The 15,910-nt window shown below is 70.5% G+C and carries 15 protein-coding genes; 6 read left to right on the forward strand and 9 right to left on the reverse strand.

Annotated features, from left to right (window positions below; all coding sequences use genetic code 11):
- Window positions 1-80: 80 nt before the first annotated feature.
- Window positions 81-1,121: a LysR family transcriptional regulator gene (locus QMK61_RS08510; RefSeq protein WP_302071762.1), complete on the forward strand. Its 1,041-nt coding sequence runs from the start codon at window positions 81-83 to the stop codon at window positions 1,119-1,121.
- Between the two features lie 11 nt (window positions 1,122-1,132).
- Here the strand turns inward: QMK61_RS08510 and QMK61_RS08515 are convergent, their stop codons facing one another.
- The 8 genes from QMK61_RS08515 to QMK61_RS08550 form a co-directional block, all read right to left on the reverse strand.
- Window positions 1,133-1,762, reverse strand: a complete 630-nt coding sequence (locus QMK61_RS08515) for a LysE family translocator (protein ID WP_302071763.1) — start codon at window positions 1,760-1,762, stop codon at window positions 1,133-1,135.
- A 3-nt stretch (window positions 1,763-1,765) separates the two neighbouring features.
- Entirely contained in the window at window positions 1,766-2,362 is a 597-nt protein-coding gene (locus QMK61_RS08520) for a lysophospholipid acyltransferase family protein (protein WP_302071764.1), read from the reverse strand.
- A complete protein-coding gene (gene arfB / locus QMK61_RS08525) occupies window positions 2,359-2,781 on the reverse strand; it encodes an alternative ribosome rescue aminoacyl-tRNA hydrolase ArfB (RefSeq protein ID WP_302071765.1) in 423 nt (140 codons plus the stop codon). The genes QMK61_RS08520 and arfB overlap by 4 nt, the downstream gene beginning before the upstream one ends.
- A 334-nt stretch (window positions 2,782-3,115) precedes the next feature.
- Window positions 3,116-3,841 carry a pseudouridine synthase gene (locus QMK61_RS08530; protein WP_302071766.1) on the reverse strand — a complete coding sequence of 242 codons (726 nt, stop codon included), beginning with the start codon at window positions 3,839-3,841 and terminating at the stop codon, window positions 3,116-3,118.
- A gap of 126 nt (window positions 3,842-3,967) precedes the next feature.
- Window positions 3,968-5,617: a ubiquinone biosynthesis regulatory protein kinase UbiB gene (gene ubiB, locus QMK61_RS08535; protein ID WP_302071767.1), complete on the reverse strand. Its 1,650-nt coding sequence runs from the start codon at window positions 5,615-5,617 to the stop codon at window positions 3,968-3,970.
- The gene (locus tag QMK61_RS08540; RefSeq protein ID WP_302071768.1) at window positions 5,614-6,264 is read right to left on the reverse strand and encodes an SCP2 sterol-binding domain-containing protein; all 651 of its coding nucleotides are present in this window, start codon (window positions 6,262-6,264) and stop codon (window positions 5,614-5,616) included. Before QMK61_RS08540 ends, ubiB begins: the two co-directional genes overlap by 4 nt.
- 42 nt (window positions 6,265-6,306) lie before the next feature.
- Entirely contained in the window at window positions 6,307-6,774 is a 468-nt protein-coding gene (gene trmL, locus QMK61_RS08545) for a tRNA (uridine(34)/cytosine(34)/5-carboxymethylaminomethyluridine(34)-2'-O)-methyltransferase TrmL (protein ID WP_302071769.1), read from the reverse strand.
- 36 nt (window positions 6,775-6,810) lie between these two features.
- Window positions 6,811-7,014, reverse strand: coding sequence for a hypothetical protein (locus QMK61_RS08550; RefSeq protein ID WP_302071770.1), 204 nt, complete (start codon window positions 7,012-7,014; stop codon window positions 6,811-6,813).
- Between the two features lie 292 nt (window positions 7,015-7,306).
- Between QMK61_RS08550 and QMK61_RS08555 the strand changes: the two genes are divergently transcribed.
- The gene (locus QMK61_RS08555; protein ID WP_302071771.1) at window positions 7,307-10,192 is read left to right on the forward strand and encodes a pitrilysin family protein; all 2,886 of its coding nucleotides are present in this window, start codon (window positions 7,307-7,309) and stop codon (window positions 10,190-10,192) included.
- A gap of 98 nt (window positions 10,193-10,290) precedes the next feature.
- A complete protein-coding gene (locus QMK61_RS08560) occupies window positions 10,291-10,701 on the forward strand; it encodes a DUF4156 domain-containing protein (protein ID WP_302071772.1) in 411 nt (136 codons plus the stop codon).
- A 104-nt stretch (window positions 10,702-10,805) separates the two neighbouring features.
- On the opposite strand, the gene QMK61_RS08565 is transcribed toward QMK61_RS08560, so the two are convergent.
- Window positions 10,806-12,887 carry a S46 family peptidase gene (locus tag QMK61_RS08565; protein WP_302071773.1) on the reverse strand — a complete coding sequence of 694 codons (2,082 nt, stop codon included), beginning with the start codon at window positions 12,885-12,887 and terminating at the stop codon, window positions 10,806-10,808.
- Window positions 12,888-13,090: 203 nt separating this feature from the next.
- On the opposite strand from QMK61_RS08565, the gene QMK61_RS08570 reads away from it, so the two are divergent.
- Genes QMK61_RS08570 through QMK61_RS08580 form a run of 3 tightly spaced genes read left to right on the forward strand, consistent with a single transcriptional unit; the run spans window position 13,091 to window position 15,905 of the window.
- A complete protein-coding gene (locus QMK61_RS08570) occupies window positions 13,091-13,585 on the forward strand; it encodes a MarR family transcriptional regulator (protein WP_302071774.1) in 495 nt (164 codons plus the stop codon).
- Window positions 13,586-13,606: 21 nt separating this feature from the next.
- Window positions 13,607-15,715 (forward strand): FUSC family protein, encoded by a 2,109-nt coding sequence (locus QMK61_RS08575; RefSeq protein ID WP_302071775.1) that lies wholly within the window; start codon window positions 13,607-13,609, stop codon window positions 15,713-15,715.
- Window positions 15,705-15,905 carry a DUF1656 domain-containing protein gene (locus tag QMK61_RS08580; protein WP_302071776.1) on the forward strand — a complete coding sequence of 67 codons (201 nt, stop codon included), beginning with the start codon at window positions 15,705-15,707 and terminating at the stop codon, window positions 15,903-15,905. The genes QMK61_RS08575 and QMK61_RS08580 overlap by 11 nt, the downstream gene beginning before the upstream one ends.
- Window positions 15,906-15,910: the final 5 nt, after the last annotated feature.

A 15,910-nucleotide genomic window follows, 5' to 3' on the forward strand; every position in this document is an offset into this window, starting at 1 on the left:
GACAGGATTTGACAAAGAGAATATTTCAATTCATGGCATTGACATTGCAAATGCAGATTGCAAGTTGTTGAATAAAAGCGATGAAAAGGCTGCCCGAGACGCCGAACAAGCCGAGGAAGCCGCCCCGCGAGGCGGCGAAAAAGCGTGGCCGGCCGGAGGCCTCCCCGGACTCCGGCAGCCGCTTCTACTACAAGGGCAACCGCCACAAGCAGCTGCGCGCCTTCGTCGCCACGGTGAAGCTGGGCACGCTGAGCCGCGCCGCCGAGGCGCTGTACCTGTCCCAGCCCACGGTCAGCCTGCAGCTGCAGGCGCTGGAGCGGGAACTGGGCGCCGTCCTGCTGGAGCGTCGGCGCCGGCGCGTCAATCTCACCGACGCGGGCGAGGCGCTGTACGAGCTGGCGCGCCCGCTGGTGGAGGGCTGGGACAACCTCGACCGCGACTTCCAGGCCCGCGCCAGGGGCCTGCAGGCCGGCAAGCTGGTCATCGCCGCGGGCACCTCCACCATCCAGTACCTGCTGCCGGAGCTGGTGCGCCGCTACCGCGAGCGCTTCCCCGCCGTGCAACTGCAGCTGGCCAACGTCACCGGCAAGGACGGCCTGGCGATGCTGCGCGAGGACAAGGCCGACTTCGCCGTCGGCTCGATGCTGGACGTGCCCAACGACATCGCCTGGGCGCCGGTGCGCCAGTACGATCCCATGCTGATCGCGCCGCTGGATCATCCGCTGGCGGGGAAGGAATCGGTGGCGCTGCGCGACCTGTCGCCCTACGGCCTGATCCTGCCGCCGCAGCGGCTGTCCACCTACCGGCTGGTGGACCTGGTGTTCCAGCAGAACCAGGTGCCGTACCAGGTGGCGATCGAGGTGGGCGGCTGGGACGTGATCAAGGAATACGTGGCGATGGGCCTGGGGATATCCATCGTCACCGGCATCTGCATCACCGGGGCCGACCGGGCGCGGCTGGCCGTGCACAACATGAAGCAGTACTTCCCGCAGCGCAGCTACGGCGTGGTGATGCGCAAGGGCAAGTTCCTCAGCGCCGAGGCGCGCGCCTTCATCGACCTGATCCGGCCGGGGCTGTTGACCCATCGCGACTACGACGAGCCGGGGCACTCCGGGCGGTAGGCCGGTGCCAATCAGCCGCGCGGCTGCAAGGCCAGGCGCAGCCCGAACGCCAGCAGCACGCCGCCGCACACCCGGTCCATCCACGTGCCGATCCGCGGCCGCCGTTGCAGCAGGCGATGGATGCGGCTGCCGGCCATGGCCAGCACCAGCGACCAGGTGAGGCCGGTGGCGATGAAGCTCAGCCCCAGCAGCAACAGGCCGAGCTGCGGATGGGCGGCATGCGGGACGATGAACTGCGGCAGGAAGGCCAGGTAGAACAGCGCCACCTTGGGGTTCAGCACGTTGGTGAGCATGCCCTGGCGGAAGGCGGCGGCGAAGCCGCGGCCGCGCGTCTCGGTGGGCGCGCGCACCGCTTGCCGCGCGAGCAGCATGCGCAGGCCGATCCACACCAGGTAGGCCGCGCCCAGGTACTTCAGCACCGAGAACGCCAGCGCCGAGGTCATCAGGATCGCCGACAGCCCCAGCACCGCGGCCAGCGTGTGCACCACGCAGCCGGCGTTGATGCCCAGCGCGGCGCCCAGGCCCACGGCGTGTCCCTCGCGCCCGCTGCGCGCAAGGATGTAGAACGTGTCCAGCCCGGGCGTGAGGTTGAGCGCGATGCAGGCGAGCAGGAAGGCGTCGTAGTGCTGGATGCCGGTCATGGGTCACAGGCCGTGGTATTTGCCCTGGAACGGTGCGTAGAACGCGCGCAGCCGTGCGGTGTCGGCGGCCATGTCGCCGGTGGTGTCCAGCGGCGGGCCGAGGTGGATGGTCTTGTCCGGGTAGTGGAAGGCGACCGGGAACACCGGCACGCCGGCGTCGCGGGCGATGCGCCAGAAACCGCTCTTCCATTGCGGCACGTGGCGGCGCGTGCCTTCCGGCGCGATGCCCAGCCACAACGCCTGCTGGCGGCGAAAGCGTTCGGTCATCTGTTCCACCACGCCCATCGCCGCGCCGCGGTCGATGGGAATGCCGCCGAGCTTGCGCAGCAGCGCGCCCAGCGGGCCGCGGAACAGCTCGCGCTTGGCCATGAAGTTCACGTCGGCGCCGATCGCGGCCTTCATCAGCAGGCCCCAGACGCCGTCCCACCACGAGGAGTGCGGCACCGCGATCAGCACCAGCTTCGGCGTGTCGGGGAATTCGCCGACCAGGCTCCAGCCGCACAGGTGCAACACGCCGCGGCACAGCCGGCGGCGCCAGTTGTCGCGCAGCCGCGGCATGCGCGGAGGCAGTTGCGCGGGCGTCGGGACGCCGCCCTTCATTCCAGTCCCGGCTTCGTCGAGCGCAATTGCTTCAGCTTGCCGCGCTGCTGCTTGCCGGCGAGGCGGCGTTCCTTCGAGGCGCGGGTGGGCTTCGTCGCCACGCGCTGCTTCGGCGGCACCAGCACGGCGCGGACGATTTCCACCAGTCGCGCGCGTGCGTCCTCGCGGTTGCGGCCCTGGTCGCGGAAGCGGCGGGCCTGGATCACCAGCACGCCGTCGTCGGTGAGGCGGCGGTCGCGCCGCGCCAGCAGCCGTTCGCGCACCGCGTCCGGCAACGAAGGCGAGCGCGCCACGTCGAAGCGCAGTTCCACCGCGCTCTCGGTGCGGTTGACGTGCTGGCCGCCGGGGCCGTCGGCGCGCAGGAAGCGCACGACCAGCTCGGACTCGGGCAGGGAGAGGGTGCGGCTGATGCTCAGCATGGGGGAAGTTTAGGGGGAAGCGCGTCGACGGGCGAGGTGCGCGCACGTCCGTTCGATTCCCCGATGCCGTTCGGGCTGAGCGTAGCCGCGCAGCGGCGGAGTCGAAGCCTTGCGCGAGCATCTGTGCCCGGCGAGACGTGGCTTTTCCTTCTCCCTCCGGGAGAAGGTGGCGCGCAGCGACGGATGAGGGTGCGGGCGAAGCGGAAGCTTGCCCGTCGGCGGGAACGTGGCCATCGCCCTGCGGCCGAACTCTCACCCAACCCCTCTCCCGAGGGGAGAGGGGCTTTTCGTACGGGGCCGGTTGTCCTTCGACTTCGCGCCTGCGGCGCTACGCTCAGGAGGAACGAGTTTGGCAGAGCATGGCTTCGATCCAGCCAAAGCGTTCCAGCAGGGCTGCGTAGGCGTGGTCCAGCGGCGCCTCCAGCGTCATCGCCGCGCCGCTCAGCGGGTGGCGGAAATCCAGCCGCCACGCATGCAGCAGCATGCGGTGGCAGCCGAAGTGCTGCTTGTACAGTCGGTTGTGGTCGCCGCGGCCGTGCTGGCAATCGCCGATCACCGGGTGATGGATGTGCGCCAGGTGCTTGCGGATCTGGCGGAAGCGGCCGCTCTCCGGCTCGGCCAGCAGCAGGGCGTAGCGTTGCTGCGGATAGCGGCCCAGCGCGATCGGCACCTCTACCGTGGCGAGGCGCCGGTAGCGCGTGCGCGCCTCGCGGCGCGGACCGGTCTCGCGCGCGCCGGGCAGCGGATGGTCGACCGCGCCCTCGGCCGGCTCCGGCCAGCCGCGCACCACCACGAGGTACTGCTTGCGCACGTCGCGGCCCATGAACTGCTCGCCCAGCGCCGCAGCGACCTCGCTGGAGCGCGCCACCAGCAGCACGCCGCTGGTGGCGCGGTCGAGCCGGTGCGCCAGGTAGACGTGGCCGCCGAGCTGTTCGCGCAGCGCGTCCACGAGGTAGGCCTCGGCGTCGTTCACCATCTTCGAGCGGTGCACGGGCAGGCCCGCGGGCTTGTTCACCGCAACGAGGGCATCGTCCTGGTAGAGGATGTCGATGGGCGTCATGCGTCACCGTATGGGCTCCCTCCCCTGCGTGCAGGGGAGGGTTGGGGAGGGGGGCTTTTGTCTGGGGGCGACTGGCAAGAGCCCCCCTCCCGGCCTCCCCTGCAAGCAGGGAGAGGAGAAGAGAAGTCAGGCGCGTCGCGACCAGCCCCAGGCGAACGCCAGCAGGCCGGCCGCACCCAGGCCCAGCGGCGGCCACGCACCGTGCTGCGGCGCCAGCGCCCACAGCAGGGTGGCGCTGACCAGCAGCGCGGCGCCGAGCAGGCCGCTGCCCATCATGTGCAGCAGGCGTCGCACCAGCCGGGTCTGGTGGCTCAGCGCGTCGGCGTCGGCGAGCAGACGTTGCTCGCCCAGCGCCACGCGCTGCAGCGCGCCGTGCACCAGTTCGGGCAACTGCGGTGCGATGTGGAACCACTCGGGCAGGCGCTTGCGCACCTCGCCCAGCGTGCGCAGCGGGCTGTAGCGCTCGCGCAGGATGCGCTTGAGCACTGGATGCGCCACCGCCCAGATATCGATGTCCGGATCGAGCAACCGGCCCACCCCCTCGATGTTGAGCAGGGTCTTCTGCAGCAGGATCAGTTGCGGCTGCAGGGTCAGCTCGAAGCGGCGCGCGGTCTGGAACAGCTTCACCACCAGCTCGGCCAGCGAGATCTGCGACAGCGGGCGGGTGAAGTACGGCTCGCACACGGTGCGCACCGCCGCCTCCAGCTCGTCCAGGCGCACGCTGGGCGGCATCCAGCCGGCGTCGACGTGCAGCTTGGCGATGCGCGCGTAGTCGCGCTCGAACAGCGCGATGAAGTTCTGCGCCAGCCAGTACTGGTCGGTCTCGGGCAGCGAGCCCATGATGCCGAAGTCCAGCGCGATGAAGCGCGGCTCGGCCGTGCGCAGCGGGTCCACCCAGATGTTGCCGGGGTGCGCGTCGGCGTGGAAGAAGTTGTCGCGGAACACCTGCTCGTAGAAGATCCGCACGCCCTTGGCGGCCAGCCGCTTGCGGTCGATGCCGGCGGCGTCGATGGCGGCGATGTCATCGCAGCTGACGCCGTGCACGCGTTCCAGCGTGAGCGCGCGGGCGGTGGTCAGCTCCCAGTGCACCTCGGGCACGTACAGGTCGACGCCGCTGGCGAAATTGCGCCGGAGCAGGCTGGCGCTGGCGCCCTCGCGCTGCAGGTCCAGCTCGTTCTCCAGCATCTTCTCGACCTCGGCCACCACGTCGAGCGGGCGGATCTTGTCGGCGTTGGGGTGCCAGCGCTGCGCCAGTTCGCCCAGCGAGCGCAGCAGCTTCACGTCGCGCGCGATCCGCGCCTCGATGCCGGGGCGCAGCACCTTCACCACCACCTCGCGCCCGTCGTGCAGCACCGCGGCGTGCACCTGGGCGATCGAGGCGGAGGCCAGCGGGGCTTCGTCGAACCGGGCGTACAGGCGATCGACCGGCGCCTTCAGTTCGGCCTCGACGATGGCCTTGGCCTCGGCGCCGGGAAAGGGCGGCACCTGGTCCTGCAGCAGGGCCAGCTCGTCGGCGATGTCGGCGGGCACCAGGTCGCGGCGGGTGGACAGCACCTGGCCGGCCTTGACGAAGATCGGCCCCAGTTCGGTGAGCGCCAGCCGCAGCCGCGCGCCGCGCGACAGGGCGCGCACGTCGACCACCGGCCGGCCGAGCAGCGGGCGCAGCAGTTTCAGCGGGCGAAACAGGTGGGTGGCCTCGACCAGCTCGTCGAGCCGGTAGCGCAGCAGCACCACGGCGACGCGCAACAGGCGCGGCACGACGGACAGCGGCGTCATGCCGCGGCGCCCTTCAGCCGGCGCTCCAGCCGCGCGAGCCGGGCCTCCAGCCGCTCATTGCGTTCGCGCAGCGCGTCCACGCCGTCGAGGAAATCCTCCACCTCGCCGGGCGCGACCGCCACGCGGGTCTCGTCACGCAGCCAGGCGGCGCCGTCCTCGGCGAGATGGCTGGCGCCGTCCTTCGCGTGCAGCAGCGCCTTGCGCACGGCCTTCGCCAGCGGCACGCCCAGCACGTCGCCGAAGCTGCGCGCGAAGGCTTCCTCGAAATCCGGCTCGAAGCGGTCGGCCAGCTTCTGCAGCCGGCGCGCGAGGTCGGCGTCGCCGGCGATCTCCACCTTGCCCGGCGCCACGCCGTCGTCGCCGCGGCGCAGCGCCATCGCCAGCAGGCTGCCGGGCGTGGCGGCCACGCGCAGGGCGTCGCCGTCGTCGGGTGGACCGACGCACAGGCGTTCGCCTTCCACCGTCACGGCCAGCGCCAGCTCCGGGCCGCGCAGGTGCAGCAGCACGCGGCGGCCGTCCAGCGCGGCCAGCGCGTGTCGCGTGTCCGGGTCCAGTGACAGGGTATGGTTGAGCGCGGTTTCCAGCGCGCGCCCGGCGAGCTTGCGCAGGGGGCGCGGCAGCCAGACGTTGGGGGCGGAGGCATTCATGCCGCGATTGTAGCGGGCGGACGGACGCGGGCGAGGGGCTCTTCAGCCGGCGGCGCCGGGGAAGCCCAGCTGCCGCCACGCCTCGTACACGGCGACCGCCACCGCATTGGAAAGATTGAGGCTGCGGCTTTCCGGCCGCATCGGCAGGCGCAGCCGCCGCTCGGGCGGAATCGCATCGAGCACGATGTCCGGCAGGCCGGCGGTCTCGCAGCCGAACAGCAGCGCATCGCCGTTTTCGTAACGCGCATCCACGTGGGCCGTGCGGCCGCGGGTGGAGTAGGCGAACACGCGCGGACGGCCGATCGCGTCGAGGCAGGCGTCCAGGCTGTCATGCACCGCCACGCGGGCGTATTCGTGGTAGTCCAGGCCCGCGCGGCGCAGGCGCGCGTCGTCGAGCGCGAAGCCGAGCGGGCGGATCAGGTGCAGCGCGGCGCCGGTATTGGCGCACAGGCGGATCGCGTTGCCGGTGTTCGGCGGTATTTCCGGGTTGAACAGGATGACATGCAGCATCCGGCCATTATCGCCGGATGCCGCTGCGGCGCACGCTCAACCGGCCGGCTGCAGCGGGCACACCACGCCATCCGCCGGCAGGGCGCAGGCCACCGGGGCGGCCGACAGCAGGGCGCTGCCGGTGGTGCTGGCCAGCTGCGCGCCCTGCGGCAGCGGGTGGAACATGGCGACGAACGCCAGCCCGCAGGCCAGCAGGGTGGCGACGAACAGGCTGCGCAGCATCAGGCTCTCGAAGTTCATGGCTGGTCTCCTTGGCAGATGGGCCGTGATTGGCCCGCACCAGGGATATGGCAAGCACCGTGCCAGCCATCGATTCGCATGCATCTACATGATTCAATAGAGTTTTCCAGGAAGGTTCCGTGGCGCGCGAAGTGTTCGCGGACACTGCCCGCCCGACAGCGGACAGTGCACCGGACACCTGCGCTGTCCGCGGCGTGGCATGACTTGCGATTCTGGACAAGGTGATGGCGGTGTGAATAGATCGTGACTTTCCGGCCCGACCGGCCGCCATCCGTGCAACAGGAGGTTGAACGTGAACCGCAAGCCCCTCGCCCTGCTCATCGCGGGCCTGCTCACCCTGGGAGCCGGCGCCGCGCCGGCCCTGGCCGCGCCCGCCGACACGCCCGCCGCCGCGGTCCTGCCGGACATCCCCTTCACCCGCTTCACCCTGCCCAATGGTCTTACCGTGGTGGTCAGCGAGGACCACAAGGCGCCGGTGGTGGCGGTGGCGGTGTGGTACCACGTGGGCTCCGCCCGCGAACCGATTGGCAAGAGCGGCTACGCGCACCTGTTCGAGCACCTGATGTTCGAGCGCTCCGGCCACCACGACGGCAACTACTTCCAGCCGTTCGAGAAGGTGGGCGCCACCGGCATGAACGGCACCACCGCCAACGACCGCACCAACTACTTCGAGACCGTGCCCACCACCGCGGTGGACATGGCGCTGTGGATGGAGTCCGACCGCATGGGCTGGCTGCTCGACGGCCTGGCCCAGGACGAGGTGAACCAGCAGCGCGGCGTGGTGCAGAACGAGAAGCGCCAGGACGAAAACCAGCCCTATGGGCTGCGCGTGCAGGAGAACATCGAAGCCAACGCCTACCCGTCGAACCACCCGTACCACCACGACACCATCGGTTCGATGAAGGACTTGAACGCCGCCTCGCTGGACGACTTCAGGACCTGGTTCCGCACCTACTACGGCGCCGCCAACGCCACCCTGGTGCTGGTCGGCGACATCACCCCGGCCGAGGCGAAGGCCAAGGCGCTGAAATATTTCGGCGAGATCCCCTCCGGCCCGCCGGTGGCGAAGCTGGCGCCGTGGACCTTCCCGCGCGACGCCTCCACCCGCGGCACGATGGCGATGGACGTGCCGCAGGTACACGTCTACCGCGAGTGGAACACCCCGCACGGCGGCACCGAGGCCGACAACCTGCTCAGCCTGGCCGCCACCGTGCTCGGCGGCAGCAAGACCTCGCGCCTGTACCAGCGGCTGGTCTACCAGGACAAGCTGGCCGACGACGTCTCCGCCAGCCAGGACACCGGCGAGCTGGCCTCGCAATTCAACCTGGAAGTGGACGTGAAGAAGGGGGTCGACCCGGCGAAGGTCGAGGCCGCGGTGGCCGACGTATGGAAGGCCTTCCTCGAGGACGGTCCCACCGAGGACGAACTGCAGCGTGCCAAGACCACCCTTCGCGCCGGCTACGTGCGCCGGCTGGAGGACGTCGGCGGCTTCTCCGGCAAGGCCACCCTGCTGGCGGCCTCGCAGGTGTACCAGGGCGACCCGGGCGCGTGGCGCAAGGACCTGGCCGCGGTGATGGCGGCCACGCCGCAGCAGGTGCGCGACGCGGCGCGGCAGTGGATCGGCAAGGGCGACTACACGCTCACCGTGTCGCCGTTGGCCAAGGGCCAGCAGGCCTCCACCGCCGACGTGGCCGAGACCGGCGGCCTCGGCCCCGCGCCCGGCGCGCCCGCGCCGATGCCGGCGGCGAAGCACGACTGGCACACGGTCAAGAGCGACGTCGACCGCAGCAAGGGCGTGCCCGCCGTCACCAGCTTCCCCGACCTGAGCTTCCCGACCCTGCAGCATGCCCGGCTCGACAACGGCATCGAGGTGACCCTGGCCGAACGCCACGGCGTGCCGCTGGTGCAGACCGAGCTGCTGTTCGATGCCGGCTACGCCGCCGACCAGGGCCGCAAGCTGGGCACGTCCAGCTTCACGATGGCGATGCTCGACGAGGGCACGAAGGACCTCGACTCGGTCGAGATCGCCAAGCGCCGGCAGCGCCTGGGCAGCTACATCGCCTCCGGCTGCGGGCTGGACTACTGCAGCATCACGCTGGACGCGCTGGCCGACCAGGTGGTGCCCTCGCTGCAGCTGATGGCCGACATCGCGCGCAACCCGGCGTTCCGCCCCGCCGACACCGCACGCCTGCGCGGCCAGTGGCTGGCCGGCATCGAGCAGGAAAAGGCCCGGCCGATCGGCCTCGCGCTGCGCACCCTGCCGCCGCTGCTGTACGGCAAGGGCCACGCCTACGCGATCCCGTTCACCGGCTCGGGCACCGAGGCCTCGGTCAAGGCGCTCACGGCGGACGACATGCGCGCCTTCATGCGCGACTTCGTGCGGCCGGACAACGTCAGGATCCTAGTCGCCGGCGACACCACGCTGGCGAAGATCGTGCCGGAACTCAACGCCGCCTTCGGCGACTGGAAGGCCCCGGCCACGCCGGTGCCGAAGAAGAACATCGCCAAGGTCGGCTACCCCGGCCACGCGCGCGTGTTCCTGATGGACCGCCCGGGCTCGCTGCAGTCGGTGATCCTGGCCGGCGAGGTGGCGCCGTCCACCGAGGCGCCGAACAACCTCGAGATCGGCACCATGAACGGCGCCTTCGGCGGCACCTTCACCTCGCGCCTCAACATGAACCTGCGCGAAGGCAAGCACTGGGCCTACGGCGCCTTCAGCTTCCTGCAGCCGGCAGTGGGGCAGCGGCCGTTCCTGATCTACGCGCCGGTGCAGACCGACCAGACCGCGCCGTCGGTCAGCGAGGCCTTGAAGGAGGCGCGGGCCATCGTGGGACCGAAGCCGCTGACGCATGCCGAGATCCGGAAGATCAAGGACAACGACGTGCGCGCGATGCCCGGCGAGTACCAGACCGTGCGTGCCGTGCTGGGCGCGATGCAGGGCATCGCCCTGTACCACCGCCCGGACGACTACGTGCAGACGCTGAAGTCGCGCATCGAGGGGCAGGACGACAAGGCGGTGCAGGCGGCGGCCGACGAGGTGATCAAGCCCGACCAGCTCACCTGGGTGATCGTCGGCGACCTGAAGAAGATCGGGCCGTCGGTGCGCGCGCTGAAGCTGGGCCCGGTCGAGGTGCTCGACGCCGACGGCAGGCCGGAAGGCGCGAAGCCCGCGAAGTAGTCGGCCGGGGTACAGGACGCGCCCGCGTCCGCACGCTAGGATGGAGGCCGGGCCGGCGACGGCCCGGCCTCTTTCGTTCGACCACCGCGGAGTCCTCCATGCGCAAGACCGTGCTGCTGCTCGTTCCCACCCTGCTGCTGGGCGCCTGCACCTGGGGCATCACGCCGACCCCGGCATCGCAGAACGTGCGCACGGCGTGGAGCGGCGACGTCTCCGGCTGCCGCGACCTGGGCAAGATCACCGTCTCGGTGATGGACCACGTGGGCCCGGTGGACCGCAACGACATCAAGGTGCGCGACGAGCTGCAGGTGATGGCGCGCAACGAGGCCGCCACCATGCACGCCGACACCATCAAGCCGCTGGCCGAGCCGAAGGACGGCGCGCAGCCGTGGGGCGCCTACGTGTGCGGTTCGCGGCCGGTCCCGGCGGCGGGGCCGGCGCCGGCCGGCACGCCGAAGGCGACTACGCCCAGCGACGGCTTCAAGACCTACCCGATCGGCGGCCGCTGAGTCTTTCTCCCGGCTGCGGACACGAAGGGCGCCCGTGGGCGCCCTTCGCTTTTGCAGGTGCGGGCGGCAAGCCCGGACACGCATGCGTGCCCCGGGTGTCGGGCCTACAGGTGCCCCTGGACCAGTTCGTCCGCCAGCCGCGGCAGCCTGTAGACCTTGCGCACGGCCTCGAGCAGCGCGGCGGTGTCCACCGCCACCGCGCGGTTGTTGCTGCCGTCGTAGGTGTAGTCGCCGCCGATGGAGTGGATGTTGCCGTCGAAGATCAGGCCTACCGCGCGACCGTCGCGGTCGATCACCGGGCTGCCGGAGTTGCCGCCGATGATGTCATTGTCGGTGACGAAGTCGAACGGCGTGGACAGGTCGAGCGAACCCTTCGCCCTGATCCAGCTGTCCGGCAGCTTGAACGGGTCGGCGCCGGTGGCGCGCGCGTAGGCGCCGGCGAAATCGGTGAACGGCGGCACTTGGTGGTCGCCTTCCTTCCAGCCCACCACCTTGCCGTAGGACAGGCGCAGGGTGAAGGTGGCGTCCGGGTAGGTGCTGGCGCCGTCGCGGGCGAAGCGGGCCTGGGCGATCGCCTCGTCGGCGCGGGTGGTGGGCGCCTGCACCTCGTCTTCGTACTGCTTGCGCAGCTTTGTCGCGGTGGGCTCGATACCGCGCACGAACGCGATCATCGGGTCGGTGGATGCCGCGATCGCCTTCTCGCCGCCGTCCCACAGCTGCTTGCGCACCTTGGGATCGGCCAGCCGGGTGCCGTCGACGAGCTGCCGGGCCAGTTCGTCGGGCGAGCGCTTGCCCAGCGTCTGGTGCACGAAGGCGTCGTCGGCGCCGAGGATCTGGCGCATCTTCTCCATCGACCACGCCATCATGGTCTTCTCGTACTCGGGGTAGACCGGCACGTCCGCTTCCAGCGACTGCTCCACCGCCGGCAGGTTGGCGTTGCGGAACATCGGCAGGCGCTCGGCGTCGGGCTTGGCGCGCTGGGCGGCGCCGCGCACCAGGGTCATCGCGTCGGCGAACAGCCGGGTGCCCACGCCGAAGCCGCGGCCGCCGGCGATCATGGTGTAGCGGTCCTGCAGTTCCTCGCCGCGCTGCTGGGCCCTGGCCAGGTCCGCCCACGGGGCGCCGTACTTCGCGCGGCGGGCCGGGTCGGCGGCGATCCAGTCGCGCAGCGCGGCGTCCTCCTTCTGCTTGGCCTGGATGAACGTCTCGTCGGTCAGGGTCTGCAACCGGCCCTTGAACACCTTCAGCGTGTTGTCGATGCCGAACAGCATGTCCTGCGCCTCCTTGGCCTGCTGCGCGCCGGCGCGGCTGTACTGCCACAGCACGCCGCGCAGGTCGGACAGGTAGCCGTAGAACGGGATCAGCACGTTGTCGCGCATGTTCGCCAGCTGCAGCCACGGCGTGCGGCGCTCGGTGGAGCCGGGGTTGCCCACCACGAAGGTCAGCTCGCCGGCCTTCGGCCCCTGCGGGGCGAACTTCAGGAACTGTGTGGTCTTCGCCGGCTTGCCGTCCACGTAGGCGCGGAAGAAGGTGACGTCGAGGTCGTAGCGCGGGAAGTTGAAGTTGTCCGGGTCGCCGCCGAAGAAGGCGATGCTCTGCTCCGGCGCGAACACCAGCCGCACGTCCTGGTAGCGGCGGTACTTGTACAGCGCGTAGCGGCCGCCGTGGTACAGCGTGATCACGTCGCAGCGCCAGGTCTTGGGGTCGCCGGCGACGCACTGCTCTTCAATCTTGCTGTTGACCGCGCGCTCGGCCTTGATGCGCCCGGCGCCGCTCTTGCCGTTCGTGGCGGCGTTCACCTGCGCGGTGACGTCCGTGATCGACTCGAGCTGGTTCAATTCGACGTCGGGGCACTTCGGCTCGTCCTCCGGCTTCGCGGCCACGTAGCCGTCGGCCATGTAGTTGTGGCCGCCCCTGGACAGCTGCGACAGGCAGCCGTTGGCGCAGTGGTGGTTGGTCATCACCAGGCCGTCGGCGGAGACGAACGAGCCGGAGCAGCCCTCGGCCAGCCGCACCGTGGCGTGCTGGATCAGCGAGATCCACTGCGGGCTCGGCGTGAAGGCGTAGCGTTGCTGCAGCTGCTTCACCGGCAGGTGGTCCAGCGTCCACATGCCCTCGTCGGCCATCGCGCCCGCGGCGCTGCCGAGCAGGAGACCGGAAAACCCCACGATCAGCCATCGTTTCATGCTGTGCTCCCTGGTTCGGATGGATCCCTCCGCCGCGTCCGGCATGACCGCACGGCGCCTTCCGCCATCGTCCCACCGCCGCCGGAGCCGGGGAAGAGGACTTCCGGCATGCAGCCGCGCGCCTCTTGCGCATCGCAACACGCGGGCATAAAATTCACATGTAGATAGTACATATGTGTACTAAATCCACGGTGCATCGCCCCATGAACAGCTTCCAGCCCACCGAACAGCGCCTGGCCGTCACCTGCCGGCGGTATCCCGCCTTCCCGCGGGAACCGGCGGTGCTGGTGCGGCTGGTGAAGCACATCTACAAGCGCGTGCACGACGACGCCAACGCGCTGCTCAAGCCCTGGGGCATTGGCCATCCCGAGTACAACATCCTGATGATGATGTACGGCACCGAGGGCTACACGCTGAACCCCTCGCAGCTGGCCGACGCGGCCGGCGAGAAGTCGGCCAACATCACACGGCTTACCAACCAGTTGTGCGACAAGGGGCTGATCGAGCGCACCGCCAGCGACGAGGACCGGCGCAAGGTCACCCTGACCCTGAGCAAGGCCGGGCTGGCGATGATCGAGGCGTTCCTGCCCGCCGTCTGCGCCCTGCTGGAGCGCCAGACCACCGGCCTGAAGCCGGCCGAGGCGGCGCAGCTGGAGCGCCTGCTGAAGAAGTTCCTGGACCAGCTGGAACAGGACTGATGTCGGAGCGGGATTGAAACCATGTCGGCGGCATCGATGAAGGCAGGGCAGGCGGCGCGCCGCTGGCCGACGCTGGCGGAAGCGTTCGCCGGCGAGGGCCGCGCCTGGCTGTTCGTGGCCAAGTCGCTGCTGGCGCTGTACCTGGCCGCCTGGCTGGCGATGTGGCTGCGGCTGGAACAGCCGTCCACCACCATGATCACGGTGGCCATCGTGATGCATCCGCACAGCGGCATGGTGCTGGCCAAGAGTTTCTACCGTGCCATCGGCACGCTGTGCGGCAGCGCGTTCGGGCTGGCGCTGATGTGCGTGTTCCCGCAGCAGCGCGAGCTGTTCCTGCTCTGCCTGTCGCTGTGGGTGGCGCTGTGCGCCGGCGGCGCCACGCTGTACCGCAACTTCATGTCCTACGGCTTCGTACTGGCCGGCTACACCGCAGCGATCGTGGCGCTGCCGGCGATCGCACACCCGCTGGAGGTGTTCGACTCGGCGCTGATGCGGGTGAGCGAGGTGATGCTGGGCATCGTGGTGGCCGGCGTGGTCAGCGACGCGGTGTTCCCCGGGCGTCTGCGCCTGGTGTTGCGGCAGAACGCCCGCGCCCACTTCGCGCACTTCATCGATTTCGTGCGCGGCAGCACCGGCGGCAGCATCCCGCGCGCCGAGATGGAGCAGGCGCACCTGCGCTTCGTGCGCGCCGCGGTGCAGCTGGAGGACCTGCGCGCCTCGGTGATCTTCGAGGATCCGGAAGTGCGCGCGCGCAGTACCCGCATGCGCCTGCTCAACCAGCACAACATGGCGGCGGCGACCAGCTTCCAGTCGCTGCACCACCTGATCAACCGGCTGCAACGCGAGGGCCGTGCCGCCGAGGTGGACGCGCTGATCGCGCTGTACCGCCCGCTGGGCGCGGCGCTGACCACGCCGGCCGCGGCCGACCTGCACGAGCCGGCGGTGCTGGCGCCGCGCCTGCGCGAATGCGCGCGGCGGCTCCCGGCGCTGGCGGCCGAGCTGCGCGCGGGCCTGGCGCCCGGGCACGCGCAACTGGCTTTCGATACCGGCGACACGCTGCTCCGGCGCTTCCTCGACGAGCTGTGCGGCTACGTCGAGGTGGAGCTGGCGCTGCGTGGCCGCCTGTTGCGTGGCAGCGTGGAACGCGTGCACTTCCGCCGCGGCAACGACGCCACCGGCGCCCTGGTGGCGGTGCTGCGCACCTTCCTCACCATGACCACGCTCAGCGCGTTCTGGATCGCCAGCGGCTGGCCGTTCGGCTCCAGCGCGATGCTGCTGGCGACCATCTTCAGCGGCCTGTTCGCGGCGCTGCCGAACCCGCTGAGCTCGGCCTTCACCATGCTGGTGGGTTACGCGGCCGGCATGCTGGCCGGCATCTACGCGGCGTTCTGGCTGCTGCCGGGCAGCGACGGCTTCGCGATGCTGGTCGCGGTGACGCTGCCGCTGCTGCTGATCGGGCCATGGCTCAACGCGCATGCGGAACTGGCCGGCGTGGGCGGCGGCTACGCCATCGGCATCGTCTACATCATGGCGCTGAAGAACCCGATGGCCTACGACCCGGTGCACGCGCTGAACGACGCCATCGCGCAGCTCGCCGGCGTGGCGCTGGCCGCGGCGGCCTTCGTGTTCGTGCCGCGCGTGACCGGCAGCGGCTGGCAGCGCCGGCGCCAGGTGCGCCGCCTGCGCGAACAGGTGGTGCTGGCCGCCACCGCGCCGCTGGCCGGCCTGCCGTGGCGCTTCGAAAGCGTCAGCCGCGACCTGTTCCACCAGGTGATCGTGCACACCCGCCCGGGCAGCCGCCCGTCGCGCGAGCTGCTGGGTTGGGCGCTGGCGGTGCAGGAAAGCGGCCGCGCGCTGATCGAGCTGCGCCAGCAGCTGCGCGCCGACCCCGCCCCGGTCGACGTCGGCCGCCAGGTGGATGCGGCGGTGCAAGCGATGGCGCAGCTGTACCGCCGCCCCGACGCGATGCATCGCCAGCAGGCGGAGGATGCGGTGCGCGCCGCGATCGACGCCTGCGCCGCCCGGCCCGCGTTGCGCCCACGCCTGTACCAGCTGCTGGGCGCGCTGCGCGACGACGAGTCGCCGCTGGCCGCCTGGACGCCTTCCATGGAGCCCGCCCATGCCCCGTGAAATCGCCTTTTCCGACGTGCTGGTGCCCGGCCTGCTGCCGATCTTCGTCGGCTGCCTGCTGCTGATGTGGCTGGTCGACTCGCTGGTCGGCCGCTACGGCCTGTACCGCTACGTGTGGCATCCGCCGCTGTTCCGCCTTGCCCTGTTCGGCAGCCTGTTCGGGCTGGCCGGGTTGTTGCTGCTTCGCTGACATCG

Source organism: Fulvimonas sp. R45 (assembly GCF_030504985.1).
Taxonomy (GTDB): Bacteria; Pseudomonadota; Gammaproteobacteria; order Xanthomonadales; family Rhodanobacteraceae; genus Rhodanobacter_A.